Here is a 23,711-nt window from a genome sequence, read left to right as displayed (position 1 = left end):
CCTGTCGGCTTCGTCGGCGCGGCTCGTCGACGGGCACGCCCTCGACGATACGACATGGATTCCTGGGGCAATGAGTTGTCCACAGGCGTTGTCCCCGGGTTCACGGACATAGATGATGTTGGTACTTGAGTGCACCTGTTCGGAACTGTGGAGACGTGATGCTGGAAACTTCCGAGAATGGCCGTACGTGGCTCCTGACCGGGCCGACCAGCGGTTACGCCATCCATCTCACCGACGACCACGAGCTGCTGCACCTGCACTGGGGCCCGCGGATCACGCTCGCCGACGCCGAGGCCCTCGCCGTCCGTCCGCTGCCGGACTACCGGCCCTTCGAGGCCCCGCTCGACGGACGCGAGGAGTACCCCGTCGAGGGCGGCCCCCGCTTCGCCCGGCCCGCCCTCTCCGTACGCACCGAGGAGCGGCGCGGCACCGAGTGGCGCTTCGAGGCGTACGAGGCCGAGGGCGACGCGCTGCGGCTGCGGTTCCGCGACGGTGGCCTGGCCGTCACGTTGCACTACCGGATGCGCGACGACGTCGTGGAGCGCTGGGTGACCCTCGGCAACGAAGGGCCGGAGCTCGAGCTGCTGCGGGCCGACTCGGCGACCTGGACCCTGCCCGAGCGCGACGGCTGGCGGCTCTCCCAGTTGCACGGCCGCTGGGCCGCGGAGTCCCGGCTCGTGCGCTCCGACCTCACCTACGGTGAGAAGGTCATCGGCAGCCGCCGCGGACATACCGGACATCAGCATCTGCCCTGGGTGGCGCTGGACACCGACGCGACCGAGGAGCGCGGCGAGGTCTACGGCTGTGCGCTCGGCTGGTCCGGGTCCTGGCGGATCGCCGTGGCCCAACTCGCCGACGCGCGCGTGCAGATTACCGGCGGCGCCGGACACGACGACTCGGGCCTGCTGCGACTGGCGGCGGGCGAGTCGTTCACGACGCCCGTCTTCGCCGGCCTGTGGAGCGACGGCGGCTACGGCGGGGCGAGCCGCGCCTGGCACGCGTACCAGCGGACGTATGTCATTCCGGACGCGAGCGAGGACCGGCCGGTGCTCTTCAACTCCTGGGAGGCCACCGAGTTCGAGATCTCCGAGGAGCAGCAGCGGGCGCTGGCGCGGCGGGCCGCGGACATGGGCGTGGAGCTGTTCGTGGTCGACGACGGCTGGTTCGGGGCGCGGACCAGCGACCGGGCCGGGCTCGGCGACTGGACACCCAACCCCGACCGCTTCCCCGGCGGGCTCAAGCCGCTCGCGGACCACGTGCACGGTCTCGGTATGCAATTCGGTATCTGGGTCGAGCCCGAAATGGTCAATCCGGACAGCGATCTGTATCGCGCCCACCCTGAATGGGTGCAGCATCAAACCGGGCGCAAGCGGACGGAATTCCGCAATCAGCTCGTACTGAACCTCGCCCGCGAGGACGTTCAGGAGTACCTCTGGGAGCGGCTCGACATGCTCCTCTCCAGTGCCCCGATCGACTATGTGAAGTGGGACTTCAATCGCTGCTTCACCGATGCGGGCTGGCCGGGAGAGGCGTATCCGCAGCGGTTGTGGGTCGACCATGTGCGTGCGCTGTACGGCCTGTTGGACCGCCTGCGGGACGCGCACCCCGGCGTCGCCTTCGAGTCCTGCTCGGGCGGCGGCGGCCGGATCGACCTCGGGATCATGAGCCGTACGGATCAGGTGTGGACCTCGGACAACACCGACCCGCTCGACCGGCTCGCCATCCAGCACGGCTTCAGCCAGGTCCACCCCGCGCGCGTGATGGCGGCCTGGGTCACCGACAGCCCGAACGCCATGCTCAACGGCCGGGTCAGCTCGCTGCGCTTCCGGTTCGTGAGCGCCATGGCCGGGGTGCTCGGGGTCGGCGGTGACCTCACCGAGTGGACGGACGACGAGCTGGCCGAGGCCCGGAACTGGGTGGGTCTGTACAAGGAGATCCGGCCCCTCGTGCAGCGCGGCGACCTGTACCGGCTGCGGCCGCCGCAGGGCGGGCTGAGTGCGGTGCAGTACGTGCTCGGCGACGAGACCGTCGTCCTCGCCTGGCTCGAGGCGCAGCGTTACGGCGAGCCCGTTCCGGCGCTGCGGCTGCGCGGCCTCGACCCGACAGCGTCGTATGAATGCCGCGAAACGGGCGAAGTTCACCGGGGTGCGGTTTTGCTGCATCACGGGTTGCGCACGGGGCTGCGTGGTGACCTCGATGCGACAGTTCTCCGCCTGCGTCGCATCTGAGTGATCTGTCCGAATTAGGATCTTCATTCCAACTCGGTCTGGAATAAAGCCTCCTGGGGTGAAGCTGCGTGAGCAGCGTCATATTCGTGACCGAGCGTTGTCCGTCATGTTCACGTAATTCACGTGTTTTTCCAGGGGATTGAATCCGCCGACAGGGGCGGAATTCACGGAGGGTGACTGGGTTTTCTCACAAGGGATCAAGAGAAACGCACAACCATGGAACCTCTTGCTTGTCCCTTTGCGTCTTGGTCGCTTACGTTCGCCACCAATCCGGACGGACGCCCAATCCTGCCGCCGCCCGGAGACCGCTCAACTCACCCGTGAACGGCAGGAGCGGGGGACCCACTGGTACAACGCCTGTTCCGGTCTCCGGAACGGCTAGGGGTTAAGTCGCCACCGCGCGGCCGGACATCTCCAGTCCGCACCCGACAGCTCACCTCGTAGGCGCCGGAGAGGAATTCGTCATGCCCGCGAAGGGTAAGCACCGCCGTCCCAAGAGTCAGCGCTTCACTCGCTCGATCGCCGTCGCCGGAACCGGTGGCGCCGCGCTCGCCCTCCCGCTCCTGGGGGCCACCGGAGCGCACGCCGCTCCCGCAAAGTCGGTTTCGGAAAAGGCTGTTCAGTCGGTTCCGCAGACTGAAAAGAAGGCCGCCGAGAAGACCGCCGCCGCGAAGAGTTCGGGTGTGCGGACCTATTCGGTGAGGGCCGGTGACTACCTCTCCAAGATCGCCGACGAGCAGAATGTCAGCGGTGGCTGGAAGAAGCTCTATGCGGACAACCGGGAGGCCGTCGGCTCCGACCCGGCGCTGATCCACCCCGGCCTGAAGCTCTCGATCGGCAAGAAGGCCACGACCGGTTCTTCCAAGTCGTCGTCCTCTTCGTCTGATTCGCCTTCATCATCCGCTTCTTCGCCGAAGTCGTCCGGTTCTTCTGATTCATCTGCTTCTGGTGCGTCTTCTTCTGGTTCGTCGAAGTCGTCCTCGAACACGGCGACCACCCAGTCCTCCGACACCACGAGCACGGCTAGCGGCTTCTCCCTCCCCGTGGCCGGTGCCAGTATCGGTACCCCGTACCGCATGTCGGGCAGCATGTGGTCCAGCGGCTACCACACCGGCGTCGACTTCGCCGCCCCGACCGGCACTCCGCTCAAGGCCGTCGGCGCGGGCACGGTCGTCTCCGCGGGCTGGGGCGGCGCGTACGGCAACGAGGTCGTCATCAAGCTGGCCGACGGCCACTACGCGCAGTACGCCCACCTGTCCTCGCTCTCCGTCTCCAGCGGCCAGAGCGTGGCCGCGGGCCAGCAGATAGGCCTCTCCGGCTCGACCGGCAACTCGACCGGACCGCACCTGCACTTCGAGATCCGCACGACCCCGGACTACGGCTCGGACGTCGACCCCGTCGCCTACCTCCGCTCGAAGGGCGTCTCCGTCGGCTGACACCCGGCGCCTAAGCCGCCCCCACGCCACCGAAGGCCGGACCCCGATCCCCGGGTCCGGCCTTCGGTGTCGGCCGTGCGGGAATCCCGGTCGGGACGTATTCCTGAATTGGCGAACACTTTAGGAGTGGCTTATCTCACCGTCCGTCAACCCCTTCCTACGGTCGCGTAGCTCACATCGGAAGGTGAATCATGGGCCGATGTGGCAGACGATTCGAAGAATGACATCAGATCAGTGATCGGGTCGTACGTGGCGCTGGGGGACAGCTTCACCGAGGGCGTCGGCGACCCCGGCCCCGACGGGGCGTTCGTCGGCTGGGCCGACCGATTCGCGGTACTGCTCGCGGACCGGCGGCCGGAGGGCGACTTCGAGTACACCAACCTTGCCGTGCGCGGCAAACTCCTCGACCAGATCGTGGCCGACCAACTCCCCCGGGCCGTCCGACTCGCCCCGGACCTGGTCTCGTTCTGCGCGGGCGGCAACGACATCCTCCGGCCCGGAACCGACCCCGACGAGGTCGCCGAGCGCTTCGAGCGGGCGATCGTGCAACTCACCTCGGCCGTCGGCACCGTCATGGTGACGACCGGCTTCGACACCCGGCGCGTCCCGGTGCTGAAGCATCTGCGCGGCAAGATCGCCACCTACAACGGACATGTCCGGGCCATCGCCGACCGGTACGGCTGCCCGGTGCTCGACCTGTGGTCCCTGAAGGCCATTCAGGACCGGCGGGCCTGGGACGGCGACCGGCTCCACCTCTCGGCCGAGGGGCACACGCGCGTGGCGCTGCGCGCCGGCCAGGTCCTCGGCCTGGAGATCCCGGCCGACCCCGAGCAGCCCTGGCCCCCGCTGCCGCCGCGCGGCACCCTCGAGGTGCGGCGGGACGACGTCCACTGGGCGCGCGAGTATCTGGTGCCGTGGATCGGGCGGCGGTTGCGCGGGGAGTCGTCGGGCGACCATGTGACGGCGAAGGGCACGCTGTCGCCGGACGACATCAAGGAGCGGATCGCGTCCGTGGCTTGAGCCTGTGCCTCAGCGGGGGTGGTGGGGCGGCCCGGCTCACCACCCCGCCCGGCTGAGAGCCGGCCCGCTCACCGCCCCGACGCCGTGAACGCCGCCCGCTCCAGCCCCAGTTCGCGGGCGAGGGCGTCGTCCACCCATTCCTGCGCACGCGCGCGTGACACCGCTCCGGTGTAGGCGGTCATCTGTACGGCGAGTCCGTCGAGGAGGGCCGTGAGGCGCAGGGCCGCGCCGGTGGGATCCGGGCAGCGGAACTCGCCCGCGGCCACTCCTTCGGCGATGACCTCGGCGATCGCGGCCTTCCACTCCTTGTCGAGGTCCCGGGTGACTTCCCGCAGGGCGGGCTCGCGCAGCGCCGCAGCCCAGCCCTCGATCCACAGCCGCCAGCCCTTGGCCTGGCCCGTGGGCGCGTACCAGCGCACGGCGGTCCGAAGCCGGCGCAGCGCTGTCGTACGGCGGCCGAGCAGCCGGCGCAGCTGCGCGAGGTCCGCCTCGGCGGCGTGGGTGAAGGCCGCGGCGACGAGCTTCTCCTTGGTGGAGAAGTGATAGAGCACCAGCGCGTTGCTCACACCCAGGGCCGTGGCCACGTCGGCGATCCGGACGGCCGCCACGCCCCGTGCCTCGATCTGCTCGATGGCGGCCTTCAGCAGCTCCTCGCGCCGCTCCGCCACGCTCAACCGCACCCTCGCCACGCGCTCACCCTACCCAGAACATGTCAACGGCCCGCGTCACCGTTACCACCCGAACCGTGCGGCGATCACCGGCAGCCGGTCCGCGACGATGGCGTGCGCGGCTGCCCGCGGCGTCGTCCCGTCCGTCTCCGCGCGGGCCAGCATCAGGTCCACCAGGGCGCGCATCGAACGGCGTGTGTATGCGAACGCCTCGTCCGCGTCCGCCCCGATGTCGCCGAACAGGGTCCACCACCACCAGGCGTTCGTCCCCGAGTTGACGACCACGTCCGGCAGCACGACGACCCCGCGCGCGGCCAGCAGCTCCTCAGCCTCGGGCAGTACGGGCATATTGGCCGCCTCGACGATCCAGCGGGCGGTGATCCGCTCCTGGTTCCCGGCGTCGATCGCGTACGAGACCGCCGCGGGGACCAGCACCTCCGCGCCGACGGACAGCCAGGCGTCGCCCGGCAGTTCCCGGTCACCGGGGCGCAGTACGCCGCGGTCGACGGTCCCGTACGCGTCCCGCGCGGCGAGCAGGGCCTCGACGTCGAGCCCCTGCGGATTGGCGATCGTGCCCTTGATGTCGGCGACGGCCACCACTGTGAGCCCCGCGCGCGTGAGGAAGCGTGCCGTCGCCCCGCCCATGGTGCCCAGGCCCTGCACGGCGACCCGCGTTCCGGCATACGGCACGCTCGCCCGGTCCAGCGCGGCGAGCGCCGACTCGGCGACCCCGCAGCCGCCGACGAGTTCGTCGAGCCCGATGCCGTCGACGTCGACGTCGAACGCGTCGGCGAGCCGGCGCCTGGCCGCGGCCTCGTCGTCCAGCAGCGGATACACGGCCTGGATCGACGACACGAGCCCCGCCTCCGCGGCCGCCCGGTCCACCAGGTCCTGGGTGAGCCCGAGATCCTCGCCCGTGGTCCAGACAGTCTCGATGTACGGCCGCATGGCGCGCAGGTAGCGCACCAGCAGCTCGTATGCGTCCGGGTCCTGCGGATCGCAGTCGATGCCGCCCTTGGCGCCGCCGAGGGGGACGTACCGGCCCTCGGGGTCGTAGTGCAGCGCCTCCTTCATGGTCATGCCGCGCGCGAGTCCGGTGACCTCGTCGAGGGTGCAGCCCGCCCGCATCCGCAGACCCCCACTGGACACACCGCGCACCAGCCGGTCGACGACCAGAAAGCCCTGGCGCCCGGTGACGTGGTCGGTCCACACGAGCGACATCAGGGGGGTTGTCATGCGGGCTCCTCGCGATGAGCGTTACTGAATGATCAGTCAGTATCGGGACGGGTGTCCGGTCGTGTCAACGAGAAATCGGTTGACGGGCCGCAGGGCAGCGCGTCATATCGTCGACGGAAGCCGGAGAGAGCGGGGCGAAGGTATGGCTCATGTCGTCGAACTGACCTACTACCCCATCAAGGGGTGTGCCGGGACCTCGCCGGGCGAGGCGCTCGTGACACCCGCGGGTCTCGCCCACGACCGCGGCTTCATGGTCGTCAGCGAGGAGGGAGTGTTCCGGACGCAGCGGCGGGATCCGCGGCTGTCGCTCATCCGGCCGGAGGTCGGCGCCGGCGGGGAGTGGCTGGTGCTGTGGGCGCCGGGGTACGAGGCCCTGCACGTCGACGTGGACGCGTCCGGGGCTCGGCGGCCGGTCGACCTGTTCGGGAATCCGTATCAGGGCATCGACCAGGGGGACACGGCCGCAGCCTGGCTGTCGGACGTGCTCCGGGCACCCAGCAGACTCGTCCGCGTGCCGCCCGAGCACGACCGGGTGACCGACGGCCGGACACCGGGCACCTCCGGCTACGCCGACAGCTGCGCACTGCACATGCTCTCCCGCTCCACCCTGGACCTCCTCAACGCCAAGGTCGCCGAGCGCGGCGGCAGCCCGCTGCCGATGGACCGCTTCCGCCCGAACGTCGTCGTCGGCGGCTGGGACGAACCGCACACCGAGGACCGCGCCCACCGCATCACCCTCGGCGACGCCGAACTGGGCTACGCGAAGCTCGCCATCCGCTGCGCCGTCACCCTGGTCGACCAGGAGACCGGGACCAGGGACGGCCCGGAACCGCTGCGCACGCTCGCCGGCTACCGTCGGGCGGCCGAGGGCGGAGTCGCGTTCGGGGCTAAGTTCGCGGTGCTGCGGCCGGGCAAGGTGACGGTCGGGGACGAGGTGGACGTGCAGGTCTGGGGCGACTCGGAGCTGTAGTTACCCGCGGGCGGAGACGGGTGGGACATCCCCCCGTGACCGGGGCGACCCGGGAGTGTCAGAGGGGCGACCCATAATGGAAGCCTCAGCGATTCCCCCTGGAGGTACCGTGACCGGATTCCGTTCCCTGAGCTCCGGGCTCCGCGCACTGCAGCCCGCGGCCTTCGGCGCGGACCCCAGTGGTGAGCGTCTGGCCCGTATCCGCAGATCGCCTCACTTCAAGGACGGGGTCTTCCTGAATCCCGGCGGCGAGGCCCGGACCCGGCCCTCCGGCTCGTCCGTGGAGCTCGCGAAGGGTTTCTTCGACAAGGACACCCGCCCCCGCCGCGCCCCACAGGGCACGGTGCCGGTGCACGCCACCACCCTCGCCGACATCTCCCGGCCGCCCGCCACCGGACTGCGGCTGACCTGGATGGGGCACTCCAGCGTGCTCGCGGAGATAGACGGTCGGCGCGTGCTGTTCGACCCCGTCTGGGGCGAGCGCTGCTCCCCGTTCGCCTTCGCCGGCCCCAAGCGACTGCACCCGGTACCCATGCCGCTGGCCGCGCTCGGCCCGGTCGACGTCGTCGTCATCTCGCACGACCACTACGACCACCTGGACATGCCTTCGATCAAGACGCTGGCGGGCACGGACACCCTGTTCGCCGTGCCGCTCGGTGTCGGCGCCCACCTCGAACACTGGGGTGTCTCCGCGGACCGGCTGCGCGAGCTGGACTGGCACGAGGAGACCAAGGTCGGCGGCCTCACCCTGACCGCCACCCCGGCCCGCCACTTCTGCGGCCGCGGACTGCGCAACACCCAGCACACCCTCTGGGCCTCCTGGTCGGTCGCGGGCGAGAACCACCGGATCTACCACAGCGGAGACACCGGCTACTTCGAGGGCTTCAAGGACATCGGCGCCGACTACGGCCCCTTCGACGCCACGATGATCCAGATCGGGGCCTACTCCGAGTACTGGCCCGACATCCACATGACCCCCGAAGAGGGCATGCGCGCCCATCTGGACCTCCAGGGCGGGACACCCGCCGGGGTGATGATGCCGATCCACTGGGCCACCTTCAATCTGGCGATGCACCCGTGGGCGGAACCCGGCGAGGGCACCGTCGCCGCCGCCCGTGCGGAGGGCGCCCGCGTGGCCCTGCCGCGTCCCGGGGAGCCCTTCGAGCCCACGGCCGAGACCGTGCCGTCCGAGCCCTGGTGGCGTGCGGTGGCCGCGGCCCCGGCCGGCGGATGGCCGGACGCCGACGTTCACACCGGCGCCTCGACGAAGACCGCGACCGAAGGCCCGGCGGATACGGCCGGTGACGTTCCGGGCAGTGCTGCCGAGGACAGCGGCGAGGCCGCGGCCGTACCGGCGGGCTGATCACAGGCGGGAAAACGATGGACGGCCAGGGCCGGGGAGCGCAGCGCTCCCCGGCCCTGGCCGTCTGTTCATGACCGCTTCTGACCAGCTGTGATCGCTGTCTTCTCGTTCCGAGGCCGGGACTTGAGACGTTAATCGGTCTGTCGTACGAAGCCTCATACCAGAGCGGGACGCTGCCCGTGGGAGTTTGTCAACTGCGCACCGCACGTGATGCTCAGGCGACTACTGTGAGTGTCCGCTGGGCGACGCAGGGCCGAATTCATCGGTTCTCTCGACCGGCATCACGATGCCGCATGCCCGATTTGTGCACAGCATCGAGGGGTGTGCGAGGACCAGGACGGATCAGGGAGCGGGGTCTGGCAGGTGGAGCTGCGAGGCGGCGGAGGGAGTCGACGCCAGGGGATCACCCCTGACCCGACCGGCAGGGCCCGCGAAACCGGCGGCGGCCACGCGAAACCCCCTGGCAACCAGGCCCGACGGAACAGCACAAGGACACCGATGTCTCAGCTCCGCGCACCGGCAGCACGCGCAGACCGCCGCGAGGGCGGCAGGCACGGGCGGCCGGCCGCCCGCCCCGTACCGGCGCTGCCCGAGACGCAGATACGGCCTCAACTCCTGCGTCTCGCCGTGCTCCCGCCGGTCGCGGTCGCCCTCAGCGCCAGCGCCGCCGTGCTGTTCACCGTCCGCTCCACCGGGGCGCAGCCCAGCCTCACCCTGTGGGGCGTGCTCGCCGGCGCGGTCTCGGTGACCTGCGTCGGGATCGCCATCGCCGCCGTGGCCGCCGACCGTGCCGCCAAGTCCGTGAGCGACCGGGTCGGCGCGCTGCGGCGGAGCAGCGCGCGCGGCGAGGTCGATCTGAAGGCCCTCGTCGAGGCGCTGCGGCGCGGCGAAGGACCGCCCCAGCGCAAGCCGCGCAGCGGACCCCCCGATGACGCCGACGACTTCGAACTGCTCGCCGCCGACCTGGCCCGCGCACACGACGGCGCCGTCACGGCCGTCGTGCAGGCCGCCCAGCTGTCCAGCCAGGCGGGCAGCGAGCAGAAGCTGGAGGTCTTCCTCAACCTTGCCCGGCGCCTCCAGTCGCTGGTGCACCGCGAGATCTCCATCCTCGACGAGCTGGAGAACGAGATCGAGGACCCCGATCTGCTCAAGGGTCTCTTCCACGTCGACCACCTCGCCACCCGGATCCGGCGCCACGCGGAGAACCTCGCCGTACTCGGCGGCGCCGTGTCGCGCAGGCAGTGGAGCAACCCGGTCTCCATGACCGAGGTGCTGCGCTCGGCCATCGCCGAGGTCGAGCAGTACTCGCGCGTCAAGCTCGTGCCGCCGATCGACGGCACCCTGCGCGGACACGCCGTCGCCGACGTGATCCATCTGCTCGCCGAACTCGTGGAGAACGCCACGGTGTTCTCCGCCCCGCACACCCAAGTCCTGCTGCGCGCCAACCTGGTCACCTCCGGGCTCGCGGTCGAGGTCGAGGACCGCGGACTCGGCATGCCCGTCGGTGAGCAGAGCAAGATGAACGCTCTGCTCGCCGACCCCGACCAGGTCAATGTGGCCAGCCTGCTCGCCGACGGCCGTATCGGGCTGTTCGTCGTCTCCCAGCTCGCCCGGCGGCACGGCATCAACGTCCGCCTGCAGAACAACATTTACGGCGGTGTCCAGGCCGTACTCGTCGTGCCGCAGGGGTTGCTGGGTACGCATCCGGGCGCCCCGGGAGTCGTACGGCCGCCGCAGGAAACCGGTGGTGGGGGAGCGGCTGTTGGTGGTGGGGGAGCGGCCGTTCCGCCGCAGCAGCATCCGCGGTCCGTGCCGGCACCGGCACCCGACGCGGGGCAGCAGCGGATCGCGCCCTCCGCGCCGACCGTCGTGCCACCCCGGCAGGCTCCTCGGGCCGCCGCTCCGATGCCGGACAGCGGCCCGCCCATGCCGCTGCCCGTGCGCGTCCACGAGGAACGGCCCAATCCGGCCGAGGCCCTGCCGGGCATCCGGCCCGAGGACCGTCCGCTCGTCGCCGAGAACACGGCCACACCGCCCCTGCCGCGCACCGGCACCGTCCGCGGCACCATGGGCAAGCCCCAACTGCCCCGGCGCCGGGCCCAGGAACACATCGCACCCCAACTCCGCGACGGACCGGCACCACGCCAGGACACGGACCACCTCGTCGGCCACGACCCCGGCCTCATGGCGGCCTTCCAACGTGGCATCGGGCTCGCGGAGGCACAGCAGCACAGGGAGCCGGGCTACATGGAGTCGGGCCGCGTGGAGTCGCGCTACATGGATTCGGGCCACGTGGAGCCGGGCCACGTGGAGCCGTGCCACATGGATTCGGCCCGCATGGAGTCGCGCCACATGGAGTCGGGCCGTGTGGAGTCGGCGGACATGGACTCGGCCCACAGAGACGTCCCGAACAGCAGCGCCTCCCTGCACATGGACTCGCCGCACATGGACTCACCACACAGGGAGTCCCGGCGCACGGACGCCACGTCCCTGGAGACTCCGGACACGGTGTCCGGACACACGAACTCGGGGCCACACACGGTGTCCGGCCATATGGAACCCGCACACATGGAACCGGCGCACATGGAACCGGTACGCACCGAGCCGACGCGCCTCGCGTCGACCCGACCGGATGCGTCCCATACAGATGCCGAACCCATGACCAGGGCCCATTCCATGGACCTACCGCCCATGGATCCGGCCCACACAACGGAGGCGCGTCGCGTGCCGCCCCGCTCGGACCACCACACCACCACCCGGCACGACGGGAGCGCACCAGCCGGATGACCATCTCCGCAGACACCACCCTGCCCACCGCCACCCCCAGCGCTCCCGCAGACCTTCGTACCTCAAGGAGTCGATCCACCATGGCGAGCGAAGCGCCGACCGGCCAGGTATCCGATCTCGACTGGCTGATGAGCGGCCTCGTGCAGCGCGTACCGCACACCAGCAGCGCGGTACTCCTGTCCTGCGACGGGCTTGTGAAGTCGGTCCACGGCCTCGACCCGGACAGCGCCGACCACATGGCCGCCCTGGCCTCCGGCCTCTACTCCCTCGGCCGCAGCGCAGGCGTCCGCTTCGGCGACGGCGGAGACGTGCGCCAGGTCGTCGTCGAACTCGACTCGACCCTGCTGTTCGTGACCACCGCCGGATCCGGCACGTGCCTCGCCGTGCTGGCCGGCCGTGAGGCCGACGCGGCGGTGCTCGGTTACGAGATGGCGATGCTGGTCAAGAGCGTCCGCCCCTACCTGATGACCGCGCCCCGTCAGCACGCCGTCGAATCCACGGCGTTGAGGCCTTGACCGTGGCGGCGGCCGGCGACGGGCCCTGGCTCGACGACGCGGCCGGACGGCTGGTGCGCCCCTTCACGGTCAGCAACGGCCGCACCCGGCCCACCGTCGCGCTCGACCTCCTGTCGCAGGTGAGGGCCACCGGGGCCACCCCCCTCGGCTACCTCGGCCCCGAGCACGCGCAGGCCCTCGACCTGTGCCGCGCGCCCGTCTCGGTCGCCGAGGTCGCCGCCCATTTGAAGCTGCCGGCGGTGGTCACCAAGGTGCTGCTGTCCGACCTCGTCGACTGCGGGGCCCTGACCACCAAGCCACCCGAGTTCCACCACAACCCCACTGACCGGGCCCTTCTGGAGGCAGTGCTCGATGGACTACGACGACAGCTCTGACTACGACGACGGCGCCGAAGCCTTCCCCACCGCGCTCAAGATCCTGGTGGCGGGAGGGTTCGGGGTCGGCAAGACGACTTTCGTCGGCGCCGTCAGCGAGATCGCACCGCTCAGCACGGAGGAGTTGCTCACCACGGTCAGCGCCGCGACCGACAACCTCGAAGGGATCGAGAACAAGGTCGAGACGACGGTGGCCATGGACTTCGGCCGCATCACCCTCGACCCGGAACATGTGTTGTACCTGTTCGGCACACCGGGACAGGAGCGCTTCTGGTTCATGTGGGACGAGCTCTCCGAGGGCGCCCTCGGAGCGATCATCCTCGCCGACACCCGCCGACTGGAGGACTGCTTCGCCGCCGTCGACTTCTTCGAGCAGCGCGGCATGGGCTTCATCGTCGCGATCAACGAGTTCGACGGCTCCCACCGCTACGACCCCGAGGAGGTACGCGCGGCCATCGACCTCGACCCGGAGATCCCCGTCGTGCGCTGCGACGCCCGGATCTCCAGTTCCGGCGTTCAGACCCTGCTGACCCTCGTACGCCACCTCATCGCCCACGCCCCGGCCCCCGCGCCGAGCCACGGCGCCCACATGTGATCCCCGCACACCCCACGGAGCCCGCCTATGAGCCATCCCCACAGCGACGGAGTGCGCCGATGAGCTACGACCCGCCGCGCCCGGCCGGTCGTCTGTTGCTCACGCCCGAGGACAAGGAGGCCCCCGCCCGGGCGGACCGGCTACGTCGGCTGGGCCTGGGGGAGCGGACGGAGCCCGCCCTCGACGCGTTCGCGGACGGTCTCGCCGACCTGACCGCGGCGCCGTACGCCATGGTCAACTTCATCGACGAGAACCGGCAGTTCTTCGCGGGCCTGCATCTTCCCGCCATCGATCCGTTCGTGAAGGGCGACGGCACCACTGTGGAGTTCGGCCGCACCCTCCCGCGCGACCATGGGTTCTGCCCCCATGTGGTGGTTCGACGCAAGGCACTCGTCCTGGAGGACGTCTGCGACTATCCGCGGTTCGCCGGCAACCCCGTCGTCGACGAGTTCGGCATCCGCTCCTATCTCGGCGCACCGCTTATCGATCGCACTGGCATGGTGCTCGGCACCATTTGCGTCATCGACGTGGCACCGCGGCCCTGGGGGAGACCCGGCCTGGAGACCATCAAGTCGGCGGCGGCGGGTCTCGTCGCCCGGCTCGAGCGGCGGGAGGCCGACGGGCTTCCGGTGCTCTGACACCGGGTGTCCCGCCCGGCCGCCGCGCGGGTGTGAAGCGGAGCTGCGGCGCGGCTTAAGAAATCCTCGATGGACCGGGGACGGTGTCGTACGGCAGATTGCTGGGCGATTCCACCCCTCTCCCCGGATGCGGGCGCCTTCGGCATGCCCGGACCCGGGGTCGCACCGTCAGGAGCCGTAGCGTTGAAGGCGCTGGTCAAGGAGAAGGCGGAGCCCGGGCTGTGGCTCGCGGACGTCCCCGAGCCCGCCGTGGGACCGGGCGACGTACTGATCAAGGTGCTGCGCACCGGCATCTGCGGCACCGACCTGCACATCCGGTCCTGGGACGGCTGGGCGCGGCAGGCGATCCGCACCCCGCTGGTCGTCGGGCACGAGTTCGTCGGCGAGGTCGTCGAGACCGGCCGGGACGTCACCGACATAGCGGCCGGCGACCGGGTCAGCGGCGAGGGCCACCTGGTGTGCGGGAAGTGCCGCAACTGCCTGGCCGGGCGGCGGCATCTGTGCCGGGCCACGATCGGTCTCGGCGTCGGACGGAACGGGGCGTTCGCCGAGTACGTGGCGCTGCCCGCCGCCAATGTGTGGGTGCACCGTGTGCCCGTGGACCTCGATGTCGCCGCGATCTTCGACCCGTTCGGCAACGCCGTGCACACCGCCCTGTCCTTCCCGCTGGTCGGCGAGGACGTCCTGATCACGGGCGCCGGCCCGATCGGTCTGATGGCCGCGGCGGTGGCCCGGCACGCCGGCGCGCGGAACGTCATGATCACGGACGTCAGCGAGGAACGCCTCGAACTCGCCCGCAAGATCGGCGTCAGCCTCGCGCTCGATGTCTCCGCCACGACGATCGCCGACGGGCAGCGCCGACTCGGGCTGCGCGAGGGCTTCGACATCGGCCTGGAGATGTCCGGCCGTCCCGAGGCGATGCGCGACATGATCGCGAACATGACGCACGGCGGCCGGATCGCGATGCTCGGCCTGCCGTCCCAGGAGTTCCCGGTCGACTGGGCCCGGATCGTCACCTCGATGATCACCGTCAAGGGCATCTACGGCCGGGAGATGTTCGAGACCTGGTACGCGATGTCGGTGCTGCTGGAAGGCGGCCTCGACCTCGCGCCCGTCATCACCGGCCGCTACGGCTACCGCGACTTCGAGGCGGCGTTCGCCGATGCGGCGAGCGGCCGCGGCGGCAAGGTCATCCTCGACTGGACCTCGTAACTCCCTTACAGCTTCAGGAGCTTCAGCCATGTTCGACTCCGTGCGCGACGACCTCCGCGCCACCCTCGACGAGATCCGTGCCGCCGGGCTGCACAAGCCCGAGCGGGTGATCGACACCCCGCAGTCGGCGACCGTGCACGTCAGCGCGGGCGGTCGGCCCGGTGAGGTGCTCAACTTCTGCGCCAACAACTACCTCGGCCTCGCCGACCACCCGGAGGTCGTGGCCGCCGCTCACGCGGCCCTGGACCGCTGGGGCTACGGCATGGCCTCCGTGCGCTTCATCTGCGGCACGCAGGAGGTGCACAAGGAGCTGGAGGCACGGCTGTCGGCGTTCCTCGGCCAGGAGGACACGATCCTGTACTCCTCCTGCTTCGACGCCAACGGCGGCGTGTTCGAGACGCTGCTCGGCGCGGAGGACGCGGTGATCTCCGACGCCCTCAACCACGCCTCGATCATCGACGGCATCCGCCTGTCCAAGGCCCGCCGCTTCCGCTACGCCAACCGCGATCTGGCCGATCTGGAACGGCAGTTGAAGGAGGCGCAGTCCGCCCGGCGCAGGCTGATCGTCACCGACGGCGTCTTCTCCATGGACGGCTATGTGGCCCCGCTGCGCGAGATCTGCGACCTGGCCGACCGCTACGACGCGATGGTCATGGTCGACGACTCGCACGCCGTCGGCTTCGTCGGCCCGACCGGCCGCGGCACCCCCGAGCTGCATGGCGTCATGGACCGCGTCGACATCATCACCGGCACCCTCGGCAAGGCGCTCGGGGGCGCCTCCGGCGGTTACGTCGCCGCACGCGCCGAGATCGTCGCCCTGCTGCGGCAGCGCTCACGGCCGTACCTCTTCTCGAACACGCTCGCCCCGGTGATCGCGGCGGCCTCCCTGAAGGTGCTCGACCTGCTGGAGTCCGCCGACGACCTGAGGGTCCGGCTCGCCGAGAACACGGCGCTGTTCCGCCGCCGCATGACCGAGGAGGGCTTCGACATCCTCCCCGGGGACCATGCGATCGCCCCCGTCATGATCGGTGACGCCTCCGTCGCCGGGCGGATGGCGGAGCTGCTGCTGGAGCGCGGGGTGTATGTGATCGGCTTCTCCTACCCGGTCGTACCGCAGGGCCAGGCCCGTATCCGTGTCCAGCTGTCCGCCGCGCACTCGACGGCGGATGTGAACCGTGCGGTCGACGCCTTCGTCGCGGCGCGTGCGGACCTGGGAGAATCGGACGCATGATCGAGGCGCGGCGGCTCCACATCCTCCGTGCGGTGGCCGACCACCGCACGGTGACGGCGGCTGCCGCCGCGCTCTACCTCACCCCCTCCGCCGTCTCCCAGCAGCTGACGGCGCTGGAGCAGGAGACGGGCCACCGGCTGGTGGAGCGCGGAGCGAAGGGCGTACGGCTCACTCCGGCCGGCGAGATCCTGCTCAGCCACACCAACGTGGTCCTCGCCCAGCTGGAGCGCGCCGAGGCGGAACTGGCCGCGTACAGCTCGGGAGCCGCCGGCACGGTCACCGTCGCCTCCTTCGCGACCGGCATCGCCCTGGTCGTCGCGCCCGCGGTGGCCCGCCTCGCCCTGACGGCGCCCGGCATCCGCATCCGCGTGCAGGACGCCGAGGGCGACGCCAGCCTGCCGATGGTGCTGGACCGGCAGGTCGATGTCGCGGTCGCCGTCGAGTACCGAGGGGCGCCGCCCGCCGACGATCCGCGGCTGGCCCATGTGCCGCTGTACGCCGAGCCGTTCGACGCGGTGGTCCCGGTCAGCCACCGGCTGGCGGACGCCGAGGAGGTGCCGCTGGCGGAGCTGGCGAAGGACCCGTGGATCGGCCCGTACCCCGGCAATCCGTGCCACGACGTCGTCGTCCTCGCCTGCGAGAGCGCGGGATTCCAGCCCCGCCTGGAGCACTCCTCGGACGACTTCCGCGCCGTCGTCGCCCTCGCCTCGGCCGACGCGGGCGTCGCGCTCGTACCCCGTTCCGCACTGCACGGCATGGACCTCACGGGCGTGGTGGTCCGCCCGGTCGACGGGGTCGCGCCCACCCGCCGGGTCTTCGCGGCCGTACGGAGGGGAGCGGAGGAGCATCCGCTGATCCGTCCGGTGCTGGACGCGTTGGGAGCGGTGGCCCAGGGCTGAGGCCCTCCGGGTTCTCATAAGTGGGCTTCTCGTATATGGGATAGCATCCCGAATATGAAACACATCGAAGTCGCGCCCGACCCCGTGGACGCCCGGCTCGGTGCTCGCCTCGCCGAGCTCCGGTCCGAACGGGGCTGGTCGCTCGGGGAGTTGGCCGAGCGCAGCGGAGTGAGCCGGTCGACGCTGTCGCGCGCCGAGCGCGCGGAGATCAGCCCCACGGCATCCCTCCTCAACCGCCTCTGCGCCGTCTACGGGCGGACCATGTCCCAGCTGCTCAGCGAGGTCGAGCAGGAGCCCGCGCTGCTGGTGCGGGCGACCGAGCAGCCCGTGTGGGAGGACCGGTCCTCCGGCTTCGTACGGCGTTCCGTGTCCCCGCCGCACGCCGGGCTGCGCGGCGAGCTCGTCGAGGGGCGGCTCGCCGCGGGCGCCGACATCGCGTACGACCGGCCGCCCGTGCCGGGATTGGAGCAGCACATCTGGGTGCTGGAGGGGGCCCTGGAGGTGACCGCGCAGGACGTGGAGCACCGGCTCGATACGGGTGACTGCCTGCGGCTGCGGGTGTGGGGGCCGACGCGGTTCCGGTGCGCCGGTGCCGAGGAGGTCCGGTATGTGCTGGCGGTGGTGCTGCCGTGAACGTCATGCGCTGGGACGCGGATCAACTGCTCGCGGCGGTCGAGGAGTTGGCCGACCTGCTCACCGACACCGTGCACTCGGGCGCCTCCATCGGCTTCCTCGCGCCGCTCGACCGCGCGGCGGCTGTGGCGTGGTGGACGGAGTGGGCCGCCGAAGTCGCCGCCGGGCGACTCGCGGTGTGGATCGCACATGACGAGGGCGGCCGGGTGGCCGGAACCGTCAGCCTGGCCTTCCCCGCCAAGCCCAACAGCCGTCACCGTGCCGAGCTGGTCAAGCTGATGGTGCTCCGGGACGCGCGGGGGCAGGGCCTCGGCCGTACGCTCCTGGACACCGCGGAACGGGCGGCAGCCGAAGCGGGCATCACCCTCCTCCACCTCGACACCGAGACCGACAGCCTCGCCGAACGCCTCTACCGCTCGGCCGGCTGGACCCGGCTCGGCGCGATACCCGACTACGCGGCGAGCCCGGCCGGGGTGCTGCGGCCGACGACCATCTACTTCAAGCAGGTCGGAGCGAGCACTCTCACCTGCTGAATGTCAGTGGGAGCCGCTACCGTGCGTCCCATGCCGGATGCCGAAGACGTACGACGGATCGCCCTGTCCTTGCCGGACACGACGGAGAAGATCGCCTGGAGCATGCCCACATTCCGGGTCGCGGGGAAGATGTTCGCCACGCTGCCCGAGGAGGAGACCTCCATCGCTGTGCGCTGCCCCAAGGAGGAGCGCGACGAACTGGTCCTGGCCGAGCCGGAGAAGTTCTGGATCGCCGAGCACGAGGCGATGTTCGCCTGGGTCCGGGTCCGGCTCGCCGCGCTGGAGGACGAGGGGGAGTTGCGGGACATCCTCGCGGACTCCTGGCGGCAGGCTGCGCCGAGCCGACTGCTGGAGGCGTACCCGGAGTTGGGGCAGCCGGCGGCGGACTGAGCGGGCTCGGCGAAGTCCGCTACGGTTCGGCCGCGCCCCAAAGGGGCGCGGGGAACTGCGCGACCAGCCACGATGGCGCCGCGGTCGAACGACGGCCCATCACGGCACATCCAGCGGAGCGCTTAGCGGCCCACGAACCCCGTGATCCGCTCCCGAAGCGACCCGGCGTCCAAGCCGTGCGCGGCGACATGTTCCTCGAGACTGCCGTAGCGCCGCAGCTCACGGCGGCCGACGCCCAGGCCCAGGACGCGGTGGGGTACGTCGGCGAGCGCGTCGTTCGCGGCGGCGGTCGACGTACCGGCGAGGTAGGGCTCGACGAGGACGACATCGGTTCCGGCGGCTTCCGTTGCCCGGCGCAGCGAGTCCGTGTCGAAGGGCCGTACGGTCGTCGCGTACAGGACGGTCAGGTCGAGGCCCTCGGTGGCGTCCAGCACGGCGTCGAGCATCGGCCCCACGGCGACGACGACACCGGAGCGGCCCTCGCGGACGGTGACGAAGCGTGCCCCGTCGACCGGGCGTTCGGCCGCGTTCGACTGGACGGACAGCCGGACGTACACCTTGTCGTCACCGGCGCCGACCGCATGGCGCAGCAGCGTCTCGGCCTCGTCCGGATGCCCCGGCACATGGACGGTCCACCCGTCCAGGGTGTCGAGCAGCGCCACATCGCCCGGCGCCATGTGTGTGTACCCGCCGGCCGGCCAGTCGAAGGACGCGGCGGCGCTCACCAGCACCGCACCGACGTCCTGATGTCCGAGGTCCAGCTTCACCTGCTCGAAGGGCCGTTCCACGAGAAAGCTGGCGAAGGTGTGCACGATCGGCCGCATTCCGGTGAGCGCCAGGCCCGCGCCCGCCCCGACCAGCAACTGCTCGCGGATACCGACGTCGATCACCCGGTCGGGATGCGTGCGCCGCGCCTCCTCGAAACTGTCCGAGCCGATCACGGCGAGAACGACCGCGACCCGCGGATCCTCGTCGAGCAGCCGCGAGGCGACGGGAACGAAACGGTCACGCATGGTGTCCATGGAGTTCGAGCCCTTCTGTTGAGTTCGGAGGGGGCGTGAGTGCGGAGTGTGGCGTGGGCGTGAGTTCGCAGTGGATGTGTGCGCGGCGCTCAGGCGTACTTCGGCTCAACGCGGGCCACGACCACGTGCGGGCGACCCGGGTGTGGGGCGGTGCAGGCGGCGTACAGCGCCTCGTGGTCGCGTCCGTCGACCGTGACTGCCGACCAGCCCGCGACCTCGAAACGGGCGGCGATCCCGCCGTGCCGCGCGTAGGTGGCGGACGCGTTGTCGATGACGACGGTGTGCAGCCGCTCCAGCCCGGCCGGCCCGGCGAAGGCGATCGCCTCGTGATTGCTGCCCTCGTCCAGCTCGGCGTCGCCGACAAGCGTCCAGACCCGCGGCTCGTCGAGCCCCTGCGCGCGCAGTCCCAACGCTGTACCGACGGCGATCGGCAGCCCGTGCCCCAGCGAACCGCTGCCGATCTCCGCCCCCGGCACGAGCACCCGGTCGGGGTGATGGCCGAGCGGGGAGTCGTACGAGCCGAAGTCCGGCAGCCAGTCCACGGGCACGAAGCCCTTCGCGGCCAGGACCGCGTAGTACGCCATCGGCCCGTGCCCCTTGGACAGCAGGAACCGGTCCCGCTCCGGGTCCTCCATCAGCTCCGGGCGCACCCGCAGCACCCGGTCGTAGAGCACCCACAGCGCATCCAGCGTGGACGTCGCCGCGGGTCCGTGCTTCTCGTCGCCCGACATCAGGCTCATGAGCCGGGGCAGGTCCGCGTAGCCGTACGTACGCCTGTCTTCCTCGGTGATCGTCATGTCGACGATCCTGCAACCTCAATCAAACTTGAGGTCAAGTGCGACCTTGTGCGAGGCGCCCCGGACAAACGAGTGCGCGACCATCTGCCCAAGTGCGGTATTGTTTCCATGCGCGTTCGACCACGGGAAACCCCAGGTCAGACGGGCACCGGGACGTGGCGCAGCTTGGTAGCGCACTTGACTGGGGGTCAAGGGGTCGCAGGTTCAAATCCTGTCGTCCCGACCAGCTTTGATGCAGGTCGGAGGCCGTTCTCTCGTTTACGGGAGGGCGGCCTTTCGCGTTTCTGGAGGGCTGGTGGTCGCACTGTGGTCGCAGGCAGGACCTGGGGACGGCTCGCGGGGTCGCGTGGTGAGCGTGGCCGCTTCGCCCGGGCCTTCCGGTCGGCTCTCTGCTCGGCCCGTGTGAGGGTGTGTTCGATGGTGTCGACGGCTTCGCGGGCGGCTCGCCGGGTGAGGTGGCTGTAGATGTTGGCCGTGGTGGACAGGGTGGAGTGGCGCAGGGTCTTGGGGACCACGGTGAGCGGCACACCGGCGGTGATGGCGAGGGTGACGGCCAGGTGCCGCAGATCGTGAACGGTCACCCGGGGAACACCCGCTTCGTCGGACAGTTGCCGGAGCCGGTCGAGGACGGCGTGCGGCCGCAGCGGCCGGCCGTCGGGTCGGCAGAAGACCAGCCGGGCGAACGGATCGCCCGGGCTTCTGTGGGTGCGATTCCTGGAGCGGGCCCGGTGTCGGAGGGCGGCGGCGACGCGGGGTGAGGTGCCGCCCGCCGTCGACGTCCTGACGCGGTTGACGAAGGCGCCGTTCATCAGCATTGCGGCCATCCGTGGACGAACCCGGGGCGGCGGGAACGAGTTGGCGCTTGCCTGCGATCTGCGCTACGCCAGCCGTGAGCAGGCACTGTTCGGCCAGCCGGAGGTCGCCAGCGGCCTGCTGCCCGGCGGCGGCAGTGAACGGCTGCCTCGGCTGATCGGTCGCGACCGCGCGCTGGAAGCCATCCTCGGCAGCGACGACTACGACGCCGACCTGGCCGAGCGCTACGGCTGGATCACCCGCGCCCTGCCGGACGCCGAGCTGGACAGCTTCGTCGAGGGCATGGCTGCACGGCTCGCGTCCTTCGACACTTGTCGGCGGGCGGTCGATGCGGCGGCAGTGACTTGGTCGCTCGGGGCCTGGGCAGGCGGTTCCCGGGAGCGGTGCAGGAATCCTGCCCGCGCACCCGACCCGCCGCACGGCAGCACGCCCTGGTGCGAAATACTCTCCCGATGAGTTCACGCACTTCCCCGATCACCCAGCCGATCACGATACGGAGGGCCGTTGCGCGGGATGCCAAACGGCTCACGCGACTCGTGCGTGGCTCAGGCGCCTACGCGGGTAAGTACGCAGCCGCAGTCGCGGGCTACCGGGTCGGGCCTGATTACATCGAGGCCCACCGGGCCTTTGTGGCCGTCGGCGCCGACGAGCACGGGGGCAGGGTCCTCGGGTTCTACTCGCTCGTCCTCGCTCCGCCGGAACTCGACCTGCTGTTCGTCGCCGACGAAGCGCAAGGACGGGGTATCGGACGGCTGCTCGTCGCGCACATGCAGTCCGAGGCCCGTGCCGCCGGGCTCGACCGTGTCAAGGTCGTGTCGCATCTTCCCGCCGAGGACTTCTACCACCGCGCAGGCGCAGTGCGGATCGGGACCGCGCTCGCGAACCCGCCCGCCGTGCCGTGGGACCGTCCCGAATTCGAGTTTCGCGTGTCTTCGGAATGACCCGATTTGTCGGTTTGCAGGGCACACGGCTTCGCTTGCATGGTGGCCGGCATGCAGAGCCGCCGGACGCCGGGCGTTCCGTGTGTGGCGTCGCCTCTGCCCTGGCGGGGGGAACGCCTGCGCCAGCGGTTGGTGGCGGTGGAGTATGGCCTATCCGGGGGACGAGCGAAGCGGCAGCCCGGGAACGATGTCGGTGATCCGGTTGGTGCTGCAGCGGAGCTTTCCCAGGAGGCACCAGCTTTTGAGGTGGCCATGGCCTGTTCGCCGAGACAGCGGATCTTGGCGTGGGTGCTGTTGTGTCGCCGCTGCCAGCGTTTGAGCCGACGGCCCCTGAACGGCACCCGGACGGGCTGCCCGGCGCCCCGGTAAGCCTCGTCCGCCCAGCACTTGACGTCGGCCTCAGTGAGCGCATCGATGATGCCGTGGCGACGCGCGGCAGTCAGGTCATGGGTCGATCCGGGCAATGCCGGTGAGGCCCACAGCAGTCGGCCGAACGGATCGGTGAGGACCTCGACGTTCATGCCGTGGCGTTTGTGTTTTCCGGAGTAGTACGGGGCGTCGGCGGCGATCCGGTCGATCGGCAGCAGGGTGCCGTCCAGGATCACGAAGGCTTTCGCCCGCACGGTCTTCATCGCCTCGGTCAGGGTCGGCGCGGCGGCGGCCAGGACGTCGACCACCTCACGTGTGTACCGGTACACGGTCGCGACGCCGATGCCGAACCCGGCGGCGAGCCGCGCGTATGTGTCCCCGCACCGCAGGTGGGCGAGGACGAGCAGGACCTGTCGGCCGACGGGCAGCCGTCGCCACCGGGTCCCGATCTCTCGCTGCCGGGCACGGAGCCGCGTGGTCAGGTAGCGCAGGGTGCGGCCGGACAAATCGATCGACGAGGGGTAGGCAAGCACGCGAGGCTCCTGGCGGACACGGGTGATCTTGGTCGAGAACCCGTCTATCAGGAGCTTCGTCGTTCCGTACAGCTGGCAACCTCCAACACCTCGGCCGCCGCAGTCAGGTTGGAAAAGGCTCACTGTCTGACCGACAACGTCAGCGGATGGTATCGGCCTTCGGAACCGTGATGCAGTGAATGGAGTCCGTCAGCAGGTCGAGATGCCTTGTGTAGCTCACTCTCGCCCGCTGTCTCGGGCACCACGCCCCTGGTCACGTGCCGGGCGTGGTAGCGGCCGTTCTTCTCGACAATCGTCATGAACCCGGGGCAGACGGTGCCGTATTCGTGGGCTCCAAGGCAGGAGAGAAGGTCAGGCTTGTAATTGCGATGAATCTCCTGCAGGAGCCCAGGGTGGTCCGGGTTGCCCAGGTCTGATGCACTCAAGTCGATAGTGATCCCGTAACCGCGGTGCAGCACGTTGTGGGTCATGATTTCAGGGTAAGTCCTGCCTCTGACAATGGAGTTGG

Annotated in this window: 24 protein-coding genes, 1 tRNA gene, 1 pseudogene and 1 riboswitch; of the genes and pseudogenes, 19 read left to right on the top strand and 7 right to left on the bottom strand. The window is 70.4% G+C overall.

Features of this window, described 5'->3' with window-relative positions; translation table 11 throughout:
• Nucleotides 1–158 precede the first annotated feature (158 nt).
• The 3 genes from OG828_RS08225 (at nt 159) to OG828_RS08215 (ending at nt 4,684) form a co-directional block, all read left to right on the top strand.
• A complete protein-coding gene (locus OG828_RS08225) occupies nt 159–2,228 on the top strand; it encodes an alpha-galactosidase (RefSeq protein ID WP_328500655.1) in 2,070 nt (689 codons plus the stop codon).
• Nucleotides 2,229–2,524: 296 nt separating this feature from the next.
• A riboswitch (cyclic di-AMP (ydaO/yuaA leader) is annotated at nt 2,525–2,690 on the top strand.
• Between the two features lie 2 nt (nt 2,691–2,692).
• A complete protein-coding gene (locus tag OG828_RS08220; protein WP_328500654.1) occupies nt 2,693–3,664 on the top strand; it encodes a LysM peptidoglycan-binding domain-containing M23 family metallopeptidase in 972 nt (323 codons plus the stop codon).
• A gap of 234 nt (nt 3,665–3,898) precedes the next feature.
• Complete coding sequence (locus OG828_RS08215; protein ID WP_328500653.1) at nt 3,899–4,684, top strand: SGNH/GDSL hydrolase family protein; 786 nt, start codon at nt 3,899–3,901, stop codon at nt 4,682–4,684.
• 68 nt (nt 4,685–4,752) lie between these two features.
• Here the strand turns inward: OG828_RS08215 and OG828_RS08210 are convergent, their stop codons facing one another.
• A complete protein-coding gene (locus tag OG828_RS08210) occupies nt 4,753–5,373 on the bottom strand; it encodes a TetR/AcrR family transcriptional regulator (RefSeq protein WP_328437320.1) in 621 nt (206 codons plus the stop codon).
• Between the two features lie 42 nt (nt 5,374–5,415).
• Complete coding sequence (locus OG828_RS08205) at nt 5,416–6,588, bottom strand: Glu/Leu/Phe/Val dehydrogenase dimerization domain-containing protein (protein ID WP_328500652.1); 1,173 nt, start codon at nt 6,586–6,588, stop codon at nt 5,416–5,418.
• Nucleotides 6,589–6,730: 142 nt separating this feature from the next.
• On the opposite strand from OG828_RS08205, the gene OG828_RS08200 reads away from it, so the two are divergent.
• From OG828_RS08200 to OG828_RS08140, 13 genes are all read left to right on the top strand, one after another.
• Nucleotides 6,731–7,558, top strand: a complete 828-nt coding sequence (locus OG828_RS08200) for an MOSC domain-containing protein (protein WP_328500651.1) — start codon at nt 6,731–6,733, stop codon at nt 7,556–7,558.
• Nucleotides 7,559–7,667: 109 nt separating this feature from the next.
• Entirely contained in the window at nt 7,668–8,921 is a 1,254-nt protein-coding gene (locus OG828_RS08195) for an MBL fold metallo-hydrolase (protein ID WP_328351813.1), read from the top strand.
• 498 nt (nt 8,922–9,419) lie between these two features.
• Nucleotides 9,420–11,708, top strand: a complete 2,289-nt coding sequence (locus OG828_RS08190) for an ATP-binding protein (RefSeq protein ID WP_328500650.1) — start codon at nt 9,420–9,422, stop codon at nt 11,706–11,708.
• Nucleotides 11,709–11,788: 80 nt separating this feature from the next.
• On the top strand, nt 11,789–12,223 hold the full coding sequence (locus tag OG828_RS08185; protein WP_210575418.1) for a roadblock/LC7 domain-containing protein: 435 nt from the start codon (nt 11,789–11,791) through the stop codon (nt 12,221–12,223).
• Between the two features lie 2 nt (nt 12,224–12,225).
• Nucleotides 12,226–12,597: a DUF742 domain-containing protein gene (locus OG828_RS08180; RefSeq protein ID WP_210575524.1), complete on the top strand. Its 372-nt coding sequence runs from the start codon at nt 12,226–12,228 to the stop codon at nt 12,595–12,597.
• Nucleotides 12,575–13,192 carry a GTP-binding protein gene (locus OG828_RS08175; RefSeq protein WP_328500649.1) on the top strand — a complete coding sequence of 206 codons (618 nt, stop codon included), beginning with the start codon at nt 12,575–12,577 and terminating at the stop codon, nt 13,190–13,192. The genes OG828_RS08180 and OG828_RS08175 overlap by 23 nt, the downstream gene beginning before the upstream one ends.
• Nucleotides 13,193–13,251: 59 nt before the next feature.
• Nucleotides 13,252–13,830: a GAF domain-containing protein gene (locus OG828_RS08170; protein WP_328351800.1), complete on the top strand. Its 579-nt coding sequence runs from the start codon at nt 13,252–13,254 to the stop codon at nt 13,828–13,830.
• A 183-nt stretch (nt 13,831–14,013) separates the two neighbouring features.
• Nucleotides 14,014–15,042 (top strand): L-threonine 3-dehydrogenase, encoded by a 1,029-nt coding sequence (gene tdh / locus OG828_RS08165; protein WP_328500648.1) that lies wholly within the window; start codon nt 14,014–14,016, stop codon nt 15,040–15,042.
• A gap of 28 nt (nt 15,043–15,070) precedes the next feature.
• Complete coding sequence (locus tag OG828_RS08160; protein WP_328437314.1) at nt 15,071–16,273, top strand: glycine C-acetyltransferase; 1,203 nt, start codon at nt 15,071–15,073, stop codon at nt 16,271–16,273.
• Nucleotides 16,270–17,172, top strand: a complete 903-nt coding sequence (locus tag OG828_RS08155; protein WP_328351791.1) for a LysR family transcriptional regulator — start codon at nt 16,270–16,272, stop codon at nt 17,170–17,172. The genes OG828_RS08160 and OG828_RS08155 overlap by 4 nt, the downstream gene beginning before the upstream one ends.
• 54 nt (nt 17,173–17,226) lie before the next feature.
• Nucleotides 17,227–17,805 (top strand): helix-turn-helix domain-containing protein, encoded by a 579-nt coding sequence (locus OG828_RS08150; RefSeq protein ID WP_328500647.1) that lies wholly within the window; start codon nt 17,227–17,229, stop codon nt 17,803–17,805.
• A gap of 5 nt (nt 17,806–17,810) precedes the next feature.
• Nucleotides 17,811–18,338 (top strand): GNAT family N-acetyltransferase, encoded by a 528-nt coding sequence (locus OG828_RS08145; protein WP_328504821.1) that lies wholly within the window; start codon nt 17,811–17,813, stop codon nt 18,336–18,338.
• A gap of 30 nt (nt 18,339–18,368) precedes the next feature.
• Nucleotides 18,369–18,728, top strand: a complete 360-nt coding sequence (locus OG828_RS08140; protein ID WP_328500646.1) for an MmcQ/YjbR family DNA-binding protein — start codon at nt 18,369–18,371, stop codon at nt 18,726–18,728.
• A 122-nt stretch (nt 18,729–18,850) separates the two neighbouring features.
• Here OG828_RS08140 and OG828_RS08135 read toward each other — a convergent pair whose 3' ends face one another.
• Entirely contained in the window at nt 18,851–19,750 is a 900-nt protein-coding gene (locus OG828_RS08135) for a transketolase family protein (protein ID WP_328500645.1), read from the bottom strand.
• 89 nt (nt 19,751–19,839) lie between these two features.
• Nucleotides 19,840–20,547 (bottom strand): transketolase, encoded by a 708-nt coding sequence (locus OG828_RS08130; RefSeq protein ID WP_328500644.1) that lies wholly within the window; start codon nt 20,545–20,547, stop codon nt 19,840–19,842.
• A gap of 149 nt (nt 20,548–20,696) precedes the next feature.
• On the opposite strand from OG828_RS08130, the gene OG828_RS08125 reads away from it, so the two are divergent.
• Nucleotides 20,697–20,773 (top strand) — tRNA-Pro (locus OG828_RS08125).
• Here the strand turns inward: OG828_RS08125 and OG828_RS08120 are convergent.
• Complete coding sequence (locus OG828_RS08120; RefSeq protein WP_328351677.1) at nt 20,736–21,362, bottom strand: tyrosine-type recombinase/integrase; 627 nt, start codon at nt 21,360–21,362, stop codon at nt 20,736–20,738. The genes OG828_RS08125 and OG828_RS08120 overlap by 38 nt on opposite strands.
• Between OG828_RS08120 and OG828_RS08115 the strand changes: the two genes are divergently transcribed.
• Both OG828_RS08115 and OG828_RS08110 read left to right on the top strand, forming a co-directional pair.
• Nucleotides 21,337–21,816, top strand: coding sequence for an enoyl-CoA hydratase/isomerase family protein (locus OG828_RS08115; RefSeq protein WP_328500643.1), 480 nt, complete (start codon nt 21,337–21,339; stop codon nt 21,814–21,816). The genes OG828_RS08120 and OG828_RS08115 overlap by 26 nt on opposite strands.
• Complete coding sequence (locus OG828_RS08110) at nt 21,813–22,301, top strand: GNAT family N-acetyltransferase (RefSeq protein WP_328351673.1); 489 nt, start codon at nt 21,813–21,815, stop codon at nt 22,299–22,301. The genes OG828_RS08115 and OG828_RS08110 overlap by 4 nt, the downstream gene beginning before the upstream one ends.
• Before the next feature lie 150 nt (nt 22,302–22,451).
• Here OG828_RS08110 and OG828_RS08105 read toward each other — a convergent pair.
• Nucleotides 22,452–23,203 (bottom strand): annotated as a pseudogene (locus OG828_RS08105) (transposase family protein).
• Between the two features lie 119 nt (nt 23,204–23,322).
• Complete coding sequence (locus tag OG828_RS08100; protein WP_328500642.1) at nt 23,323–23,673, bottom strand: hypothetical protein; 351 nt, start codon at nt 23,671–23,673, stop codon at nt 23,323–23,325.
• Between the last annotated feature and the right edge of the window lie 38 nt (nt 23,674–23,711).

This window comes from Streptomyces sp. NBC_00457, assembly GCF_036014015.1.
GTDB lineage: Bacteria > Actinomycetota > Actinomycetes > Streptomycetales > Streptomycetaceae > Streptomyces.
This window is presented reverse-complemented; position numbering and strand designations above follow the sequence as displayed.